The organism is Mesorhizobium sp. P5_C1 (assembly GCF_054049815.1).
In genome coordinates, this window is sequence record NZ_JBFULQ010000191.1 from 1 (window position 1) to 9,685 (window position 9,685).

The window sequence follows — 9,685 nt, forward strand, 5'->3', positions numbered from 1 at the left end:
ACCCAGTGCCGACGCGACCGCGATAGATGAGCTTGCCATTGTCGTAAGTGCCGAGGATCAGCGAGGCCATGCCATGTCCTGTGTCACTTGGGCGATAGCCGCCGACAACGAATTCCTGTCGCTTCGTGCACTTGATCTTGAGCCAACTCCCGGTGCGGTCGCCGACGTAGGAGCTGTCGGCGCGCTTGGCGATAACGCCTTCGTGGCCGCCCGCGCACATGGCGTCAAACACCCTTTTGCCCTGGTCGAGGATGTGGCTGGAGAATTGCAGGCTGTCTTCAGGGCGGCGCGAGCCTAGCAGGGACTCAAGTCGCTCCTTGCGCTCAAGGAGCGRCTGGTTCGACAGATCTTCGCCATCGAATTCAAGCAGATCAAAGGCATAGAATTTGAGCGGCATACCCGCGGCAATGCCGGTTTTCAGCATGGAGAAGTTCGTGCGGCCCTGGCTGTCGATGGCGACGATCTCACSGTCGATCARCACCGCGCCCTTGGTCAGTCTCCGAAGCGGCGGCAGGATGACCTTGAACTGTCGGGTCCAGTCGTGGCCATTGCGGGTATAGACGACGACGTTCGAGCCGGAGATGGCGACTTGGGCACGATAGCCGTCGAACTTCATCTCGAAGAGCCAATCCCCGCCGACCGGTATGTGGTCTGTCAATGTGCAGAGCTGGAAGGACCGAAATCCCGGCAGCGGATATCTAGGGATAGATTCCAAGTCTCGGCGCCGTGTGCGCCTTTTGCTGATGCCGAGGGTGCCATCTACAGCCGACATGCGGAACTCGGATACACAGTCCGATTCAATACCCTGCCTGGGATTCGGTTCCATGTCCAAGCATCTCCGCGCCGGCGACCGTCGGCGCTCTAAGGAAGAACGGCGTATAAGCCGCAGTCCTGCGCGCGTCCGCAACCGCGGATCATTGTCGCGCGTAGGACGGAGGAAATTCGCCCCCGCCGCGGGCGGTGAACGGGACAGCCGTAGGAGCGTCAGCATAGCGCCGGCCGCAGGACGGGATGCGGGACCGACTGTCCCCGTCCGCGGTGGTCCGCATGTTTTGCGTCGAAGCCGACCGGCGGAGATCGCTCGCATTCCCGGTTCTCGACAGTCCGGCCGCTGATCGGCGACGATGCGATAGGATTGTCCAACCAGTGCCGAGTGGGCCTGGACGAATTTCGATGAAGTCTTGCATCCGTTCGCCCCTCAATTGCGTGGCAGCTTGTGAATTTCCAGCCTGACAGGCCCTCCCCTGTTACAACTCGTGCAGAAGAGCGCTCGCTCGACCGAACTGAACAGAGCGCCTTTTCCATAGCGTTCGATGAGCCCGGCAGGCTTTACCGTCGCATGGTGCGAACAGGATCTGCACCAGGCCCGCAACACATGCCATTCGCGAAGATCGCCGAGCGCCACATCGAGGCCCGCATGAACGCTGCCATCAATGATGGCCTGCGGTGGGATCTTGACCTCGCCTGGTGTCAGGATTTTCTCCATCACATGCCGACTGTTGTAGTGGATCAGCAACATGCCTGGCCGGCGCCGGATGGCAGCTTGCCAGGCTGCCTGACTCACCGTTGAATCGGGGGAACGCGAAATGGTTTCGGATAGGGCCTGCTCCTCTCGATCCCATACCTCGATCCGAAAATTGTCTTCCGCTGTTTTTGCCATAGCTTCGCCGGCCAGCGCGATTGACGCCGAGCCATGGTCCTTTTCTGCTTCAGATCACGCTGAAATAAGGAACATATTCCTCCCCCGTCAAGGGCAGGCTTGACTCTTTGTTCTCTTTTTGTTCACTATTGGCGGAAATGGCCATAGGAGGCAGAGGCGGCATTGCTCTATGTCGGTCGCAACTGCTTGCTGCCGACTGCACTGGTAGCTTCGGTGGTTAAGAGGATTCCGATTGGATCAGGCTTTCTAGCAGATCAAGCAGCCGGTCCTGCTGCTGGGCACCGTAGCGTTGCTCGATCGCCTCATAGATCGCGGCACGCTCAGGCGACAGGTCCTCGATCAGTGCCAGCCCGGCCGGACTGATGGCGATCAGTGCCCGGCGCCCATCATCCTTTACCCTGTTGCGGGTGATGAACTGCCGCTCCTCCATCGCCTTGATGATGCGGGTCAAGCTAGGCGGCAAGATCGAGGCTCGATTGGCGAGTTCGGTTGCTTCGAGCGGCCCGGTTTCGGCAAGCACCCGCAGCACGCGCCATTGCTGCTCGGTGATGTCGTGTCGGGCAAGCATCGGTCGAAAGTGCGCCATGATCACTTCACGGGCACGAAGCAGGGCCATTGGCAGGGAGCGTTTGGTTTCCGTTATTCGCAAGGAAGACTCCACGAAGGCGCGCATGAGCCCATTGGCAATCACCCGCGAACTCACAGCCAAGTTAGGATGTCGAGCGCACGGGAAAGGATGTTGACCCAACTGCAAAGCAATTGACAATACATCAACAAAATGTAATACGCACGTTAATTAAAGACAGCGTATATGTCCGACTGGAGCGACAGCTTGCCGCACATGGTGATCGACTATTCGGCGAATCTCGACGCCAGGGTAGACATGACGGAGCTCTGCGCTTTGGTCTCGCGGACAATCCTCGAAACCGGCCTGTTCGAGCCGGGCGCGGTCAGGGTGCGCGCCTTCCGCGCTGATGCTTATGCCATCGCCGACCGTCTGCCCGAGAACGGTTTCATCGACCTGAACTTCCGCATTGGCAAGGGCCGCACTGACGAAGAGAAGAAACGCACCGGCGAAGCGATCTTCGCGGCAGTGTCCGAGCATCTCGCTTCATTGTTCACGACGCCGCATTTCGCGCTCTCCCTGGAGATCCRCGAGATCGACGCCGAACTGAGCTGGAAGAAAAATGCCATCCACCCGCGCCTGCGTGGCAAGTGACAGGGCGTGGCAAGTGACAGGAAAGACCTCATGGCTCTAGACGACAATCTGAAGAAGGCCGAGGCCTATCTCGAACGCTTCAAAAAGGGCGGTGTGCTCAACCAGATCGGTGGCGAGGCCGTGCCGGCCGCCGACGGCTCGACATATGAGACGATCTCGCCGATCGATCTGAAGCCGATCGCCACCGTGGCGCGCGGCAAGGCTGAAGACATCGACCGCGCCGCCAAGGCGGCGAAGGCGGCCTTTCGCGACTGGGCGGCGCTTGCCGGCGACGCCCGCAAGAAGCTGCTGCACAAAATAGCCGACGCGATCGTGGCGCGGGCCGAGGAAATTGCCTTCGTCGAATGCATGGACACCGGCCAATCGCTGAAGTTCATGGCCAAGGCAGCATTGCGCGGCGCCGAGAATTTCCGCTTCTACGCCGACCGTGCACCGGAAGCCCGCGATGGCCGCAYGATCCGCGCGCCGAACCAGGTCAACATGACCACTCGTGTACCGATCGGCCCGGTCGGCGTCATCACGCCGTGGAACACGCCCTTCATGCTGTCGACCTGGAAGATCGCGCCGGCGCTCGCCGCCGGTTGCACCATCGTCCACAAGCCGGCGGAGCTGTCGCCGCTGACGGCGCGGCTGCTGGTCGAGATCGCCGAGGCGGCCGGCCTGCCCAAGGGCGTCTGGAACCTCGTCAACGGTTTTGGCGAGGATGCCGGCAAGGCGCTGACCGAGCACCCCGATATCAAGGCGATCGGTTTCGTCGGCGAAAGCCGCACCGGCTCGATGATCATGAAGCAAGGCGCCGACACGCTGAAGCGCGTGCATTTCGAGCTCGGCGGCAAGAACCCGGTCATCGTCTTTGCCGACGCCGATCTGGAGCGCGCCGCCGACGCCGCCGTCTTCATGATCTACTCGCTCAACGGCGAGCGCTGCACCTCGTCCTCGCGCCTGCTGGTCGAGGCCTCGGTCTACGACAAGTTCACCGCGCTGGTGGCGGAGAAGGCCAAGCGCATCAAGATAGGCCACCCGCTTGACCCCGAAACCGTGGTCGGTCCGCTGATCCATCCGGTGCATGAGGAGAAGGTTCTCTCCTACATCGAGATCGGCAAGTCGGAAGGCGCCACGGTCGCTGCCGGCGGCGGCAAATTCGCAGGTCCGGGCGGCGGCTGCTATGTCAGCCCGACGCTGTTTACCGGCGCCAACAACCGCATGCGCATCGCCCAGGAGGAAATTTTTGGACCGGTGCTGACCGCCATCCCGTTCAAGGACGAGGCCGAGGCGCTGGCGCTGGCCAACGACACCCAGTACGGCCTGACCGGCTATCTCTGGACTTCGGACGTCACCCGCGCCTTCCGCTTCACCGATGCGCTCGATGCCGGCATGATCTGGGTCAACTCGGAAAATGTGCGCCATCTGCCAACGCCGTTCGGTGGCGTCAAAAGTTCGGGCATTGGCCGCGACGGTGGCGACTGGTCGTTCGATTTCTACATGGAAACCAAGAACATCGCGTTCGCGACCGCGCCACACTCGATCCAGAAGCTCGGCGGCTGACCGGAGACATCAAGATGCCCTTGCCCACACCCAACCTCTACCCGGCCTTCAACATCGTGCGGCTGAGCCATGTCGAACTGGCAGTGACCGACCTCGCAAAATCACGCGCCTTCTATGTCGACACGCTCGGCCTGCAGGTGACCGACGAGAGCAAGGACGCGATCTATCTGCGCGCGCTGGAAGAGCGCGGCCACCATTGCATCGTGCTGCGGAAGGCTGCCAAGCCGGAAGCCCGCGACCTCGGCTTCAAGCTGTTCTCCGACGAGGATCTCGACAAGGCCGAGCACTTCTTCAGAGGCAAAGGCCTGCCGGTGGAATGGGTCGAGCGGCCGTACCAGTCACGGACCTTCCGCACCCGCGACCCGCACGGCATTCCGCTGGAGTTCTACTCGAAGATGGAGCGGCTGCCGCCGATTCACCAGAAATACGCGCTCTACAAGGGCGTCAAGCCGTTGCGCATCGACCACTTCAACTGCTTCTCGCCCAACGTCGATGAATCGGTGGCGTTCTACAACGAGCTCGGCTTTCGTGTCACCGAGTACACCGAGGATGCCAGCAGTGGAAAGCTCTGGGCGGCGTGGACGCACCGCAAGGGTGGCGTCCACGACATCGCCTTCACCAACGGTGTCGGACCGCGCCTGCACCACCTCGCCTTCTGGGTGCCGACCCCGCTCAACATCATCGATCTGCTCGACCTGATGGCGACGACCGGCTACCTCGCAAACATCGARCGCGGYCCCGGCCGRCACGGCATTTCCAACGCCTTCTTCCTCTATATCMGMGAYCCCGACAAYCACCGCATCGAGATCTACTGTTCGGACTACCAGACGGTCGATCCCGATCTGGAGCCGATCAAGTGGGACCTGAAGGACCCGCAGCGGCAGACGCTGTGGGGCGCGCCGGCGCCAAAAAGCTGGTTCGAGGAAGGCAGCGTCTTTGCCGGCATCGAGCCGCGCCAGCCCGATCTCTCGGCCTCACCGATCATCGCGCCGTGATGATGGCTACGACAGGCGTGATGGGGAAATCAGCATGACGGCACAGGCACGGCTCGCCACCTTCACCATCGGCGGCAAGAAGCGCTACGGCGCGATCACCGGCAAGGGCGTCGTCGACCTGTCGGCGCGCCACAGCCAGTGGCCGACGCTGCGCGAAGTGATAGAGGCCGGCGCCTTGCAACATCTGGCGGAAGAGGCGGATGCCTTTGCCGCCGATTTTTCCCTCGACGACATCGCCTACGACATTCCGGTCCCCTCCCCGGAAAAGATCATCTGCGTCGGCGTCAACTTTCCCGACCGCAACGAGGAGTACAAGGACGGCCAGGCAGCCCCCTCCAACCCGTCGCTGTTCATCCGCTTCCCGCGCTCCTTCGTCGGCCATGGCGCGCCGCTGGTACGGCCGCCGGAATCGCCGCAGCTCGACTATGAGGGTGAGATCGTCATCGTCATCGGCAAGGCCGGCCGGCGGATCGCCGAGAAGGATGCGCTCGACCACATCGCAGCACTTTCGCTCTGCAACGAAGGCACCATCCGCGACTGGGTCCGCCACGCCAAGTTCAACGTCACCCAGGGCAAGAATTTCGACCGCACCGGCGCCATCGGCCCCTGGCTGGTGCCATACACCGACGAGCCGCAGATCGCCGACATCGCGCTGACCACCCGCGTCAATGGCGAGCTGCGGCAGCAGGACCGCACCAGCCGCATGATCTTTTCGTTCCGCAAGATCATCAACTACGTCTCGACCTTCACCACGCTGGTGCCCGGCGACGTCATCGTCACCGGCACGCCGACCGGTGCCGGCGCCCGTTTCGAGCCGCCGATCTGGCTGAAGCCGGGCGATGTCATCGAGGTCGAGGCCGACGGCATTGGCCTGCTGCGCAACGGCGTCGTCGACGAGGGGACAGCGCAATGACCCCCGAGCAAGTCGAGGACGCCGCAGCGCAGCTGTTCGAAGCCGAACGAAACCGCCGGCAGATCAGGCTGCTCAGCCTCGATTTTCCCGATGCGACGATGGACGACGCCTAYCTGGTGCAGGCAGCACTGGTGAAGCGCAAGGTCGCGTCGGGCCTGACGATCAAGGGCTGGAAGATCGGCCTGACTTCCAAGGCCATGCAATCGGCGCTCGCCATCGACATTCCCGATTCCGGCGTGCTGTTCGACGACATGTTCTTCGACGACGGCGGCATCGTTCCCGCCAACCGCTTCATCCAGCCGCGCATCGAGGCCGAGATCGCCTTCGTCATGAAGGCGCCGCTGTCGGGGCCGGACGTATCGATCGACGATGTGCTCGACGCCACCGATTACATCACCCCTGCCCTTGAAATCCTCGACACCCGCATCGAGCGCGTCAACAAAGAGACCGGCAAGATCAGGACCTTCTTCGACACCATCTCCGACAATGCCGCCAATGCCGGCATCGTCATCGGTGGTCGCGCGTCTGGGCCGCGCGAGGCCGACCTGCGCTGGATCGGCGCCATCCTGTCTCGCAATGGCGAGGTCGAGGAAACCGGCCTTGGCGCCGGCGTGCTCGACCATCCGGCCAAGGGCATCGTCTGGCTGGCCAACCGGCTGCATCAATACGGCATGCAGATCGCCGCCGGACAGGTTGTGCTGTCAGGCTCGTTCGTGCGCCCGGTGGAGGCGCGCCACGGCGACAGCATCGTTGCCGATTTCGGCCCTCATGGAACAATCCGCATCGCGTTCGCCCGCTAGAGCGGCGCTTGAAACAGACTCGCTGTGCCTCGTCACTTCAGCCTATGAGCAAGCTTCAGTCGGTCGAACTCGTCCGCACCGGCCGCATTAGCAAGGCCAAAGCCGAGATGGTGCGGACCGCCCTCACCTTAAGAAGTGGCAAACGACATATGAGCCGTATGGTCAATGGTCCGCGCGTCTGGGCCGTGAGGCCGCCAATCGGCAGGCTCCGAAAAAAGCCAAGATCGCACTCGCCCGAAAGCTCGCGGTCATCCTTCGTCGCATCTGGGCGACAGCACCGAGTCCCGCCGGACCGATAGAGGTGAATCGGCTGCATAGGGGCACTGCTCTCACCTGTAGCGAGCCTAGATCCTTGACGGGACGCTGGGTCGAGTGGAAACCACCATCGGTGGAATGGTCCACGTCAGGCAGAATGGCTCCGAATGACGCGTATTTGCCGCCAATCGCCGCATGAACGGACGGAGATCGTTCGGAGTCCCAGCACCTGGACTTGAATATGGCCGATCGTTAACGAGCGAGAGAAATTGAAGCCCGGACAAAGTGCGGACTTCCTGGGCGCACGCCTTGCTTCCGATACGCGTGCCTCTACCCGTGCTTTGATTAAATGCTGGGGAGACATTGCTGTTAGTCGAAGCGAAGAACGACGGTGGCTTGCTGACAGAGACCTCACCGAAAGGCGCGGCAGTCTTTTGGGTCCCAGCCTATCTTCACATCAACGCCAGGCCGCAGTGGCAGGTCGGATCTTGCGTTGACTGTCTTAATGATGAAGTTCTCCGAGCCCGCCGCGTGAACTTTCACCCGAATATGGTCGCCGTGATAAATCGTATCGAGCACCTTGCCATCGAATTGGTTCATCGGGTCTGGAAAGTCATGGCCCAATAGACAGCGTTCCGGGCGGACCGAAATTATCACGCTATCGCCTGGCGCGAGAGACTCATCGGCGACTGCACGCACAACGCCACCGCCTGACAAGGCAACATCGTACAGTCCGTCCTTGCCGGACTTGGCGACCTTCCCTATCAGCGTATTGTTCTCACCAATGAACCGGGCGACGAACGCGTTGGCGGGACGTTCATAGAGGTCCTGCGGTGTCGAAAGCTGCTGGATGATGCCATCGTTGAACACGGCTATCCGGTCCGACATGGTCAGGGCTTCGGATTGGTCGTGGGTCACGTAGATCATTGTGATGCCGAGACGATCATGCAGCGCCTTGATTTCGTATTGCATCTGCTCTCGCAAATGCTTGTCCAACGCGCCCAGCGGTTCATCCATCAGAACCACTGTCGGCTCGAAGATGAGTGCCCGCGCCAGCGCGACGCGCTGCTGCTGGCCGCCGGAAAGCTGCGAGGGGCGTCGCCCTGCGAAATTGGGCAGCTCAACCATCTCGAGCGCGCGTTTGACCCGGTTGGCGATGTCGGCCTTGGCGACGCGGCGCACCTCAAGGGGAAAGGCGAGATTCTGTGCCACGGTCATGTGCGGGAACAGTGCATAGCTCTGGAACACCATGCCGATGCCGCGCTCATGCGGCGGCGTCTGGGTCACTGGCCGTCCGTCCAGCAGGATTTCGCCTGAGGTGGCATCCTGAAAGCCAGCAAGCATCATCAGAGTGGTCGTCTTGCCGGAGCCCGACGGGCCGAGCAAGGTGAGGAATTCGCCCCTGAGTACGTCGAGGTTGAGGTTTTTGACGACGAGGCCAAGGCCTCCATACGATTTCTGTACATTGATGAACCGGACCAGTGCGGTCTCGTCATGGGCTCGCGCGGGATTTGCCGACAAGTCGCTCATCATATCTGGCTCACGAATTTGCTGACGAGACAGGTCTCAAGGCCTTCGACACCGTTTTCGGCCCCGTGTCCGCTGTCCTTAATGCCCAGAAACGGCGTCTCGGGAAAGGAAATGGTAAAGCTGTTGATCCCGACCATCCCCGTTTCGAGCCCGCTGGAAAATGCCTTCGCCGCGTCTGCGGTCGCGCCGAAACCATAGCTGGCCAGACCGTAGGGAAGCCGATTGGCCTGCTTGATTCCACTTTCGATCGAGTCGATCGGATTGATCAGAGCCACGGGGCCAAACGGTTCCTCATTCATGACACGCGCATGTTCTGATACATCGCACAACACCGTCGGTGAAAAGAAGTAACCGGGGCTGTTACGCCGATGGCCGCCGGCACGCAGGTTAGCCCCGTGCTTTTCGGCATCGGCCACGAGTTCATCCAGCGCAGACCCGCGTCTCGAATGGGCAAGAGGTCCCATGGCCGTATCTTCCAGGAAGCCATCGCCGACCACAACGCCATCCGCAATGGCAGCGAAGCGTTCGACAAACTCAACATAGATCGCCTTGTGGACATAAAAGCGGGTCGGCGACACGCACACTTGGCCGGCATTGCGATATTTCGCCATCGCTGAAAGCCGCACGACGGCATCGATGTCGACATCACGGTCGACAATGACCGAACCGTGGCCGCCGAGTTCCATCGTTGTCCGCTTCATGCCTGCGGCGCAGAGCGCCATCAGATGTTTTCCGACGGGCACCGAACCGGTGAACGATACCTTGCGT

10 protein-coding genes are annotated in these 9,685 nt (G+C 61.5%); 5 read left to right on the forward strand and 5 right to left on the reverse strand.

The genetic code is table 11. The features are described 5' to 3' along the window. The 3 genes from ACXJ7R_RS16545 to hpaR all read right to left on the reverse strand — a co-directional run. On the reverse strand, window positions 1-826 hold an 826-nt coding region (locus ACXJ7R_RS16545), incomplete at its 3' end, for an ATP-dependent DNA ligase (protein WP_457152777.1). A 372-nt stretch (window positions 827-1,198) separates the two neighbouring features. Beyond that, window positions 1,199-1,660 carry a hypothetical protein gene (locus ACXJ7R_RS16550; RefSeq protein WP_457152778.1) on the reverse strand — a complete coding sequence of 154 codons (462 nt, stop codon included), beginning with the start codon at window positions 1,658-1,660 and terminating at the stop codon, window positions 1,199-1,201. Window positions 1,661-1,877: 217 nt separating this feature from the next. Further along, entirely contained in the window at window positions 1,878-2,333 is a 456-nt protein-coding gene (hpaR, locus tag ACXJ7R_RS16555) for a homoprotocatechuate degradation operon regulator HpaR (protein WP_126070414.1), read from the reverse strand. A gap of 138 nt (window positions 2,334-2,471) precedes the next feature. Between hpaR and ACXJ7R_RS16560 the strand changes: the two genes are divergently transcribed. The 5 genes from ACXJ7R_RS16560 to hpaH are packed head-to-tail and all read left to right on the forward strand — an operon-like array spanning window position 2,472 to window position 7,132. Next, window positions 2,472-2,879, forward strand: a complete 408-nt coding sequence (locus tag ACXJ7R_RS16560; protein WP_457152779.1) for a 5-carboxymethyl-2-hydroxymuconate isomerase — start codon at window positions 2,472-2,474, stop codon at window positions 2,877-2,879. 30 nt (window positions 2,880-2,909) lie between these two features. Beyond that, window positions 2,910-4,424, forward strand: coding sequence for a 5-carboxymethyl-2-hydroxymuconate semialdehyde dehydrogenase (hpaE, locus tag ACXJ7R_RS16565; RefSeq protein WP_457152780.1), 1,515 nt, complete (start codon window positions 2,910-2,912; stop codon window positions 4,422-4,424). A gap of 14 nt (window positions 4,425-4,438) precedes the next feature. Continuing rightward, on the forward strand, window positions 4,439-5,419 hold the full coding sequence (gene hpaD / locus ACXJ7R_RS16570; RefSeq protein WP_457152781.1) for a 3,4-dihydroxyphenylacetate 2,3-dioxygenase: 981 nt from the start codon (window positions 4,439-4,441) through the stop codon (window positions 5,417-5,419). A gap of 34 nt (window positions 5,420-5,453) precedes the next feature. After that, window positions 5,454-6,332, forward strand: coding sequence for a fumarylacetoacetate hydrolase family protein (locus tag ACXJ7R_RS16575; RefSeq protein ID WP_457152782.1), 879 nt, complete (start codon window positions 5,454-5,456; stop codon window positions 6,330-6,332). After that, window positions 6,329-7,132, forward strand: coding sequence for a 2-oxo-hept-4-ene-1,7-dioate hydratase (gene hpaH / locus ACXJ7R_RS16580; protein WP_457152783.1), 804 nt, complete (start codon window positions 6,329-6,331; stop codon window positions 7,130-7,132). Before ACXJ7R_RS16575 ends, hpaH begins: the two co-directional genes overlap by 4 nt. A 666-nt stretch (window positions 7,133-7,798) precedes the next feature. Here hpaH and ACXJ7R_RS16585 read toward each other — a convergent pair. Both ACXJ7R_RS16585 and ACXJ7R_RS16590 read right to left on the reverse strand, forming a co-directional pair. Then, window positions 7,799-8,920, reverse strand: coding sequence for an ABC transporter ATP-binding protein (locus ACXJ7R_RS16585; RefSeq protein WP_457152784.1), 1,122 nt, complete (start codon window positions 8,918-8,920; stop codon window positions 7,799-7,801). Continuing rightward, a partial coding sequence (locus tag ACXJ7R_RS16590) for an aldehyde dehydrogenase family protein (protein ID WP_457152785.1) occupies window positions 8,917-9,685 on the reverse strand: 769 nt, incomplete at its 5' end. The genes ACXJ7R_RS16590 and ACXJ7R_RS16585, both read right to left, overlap by 4 nt.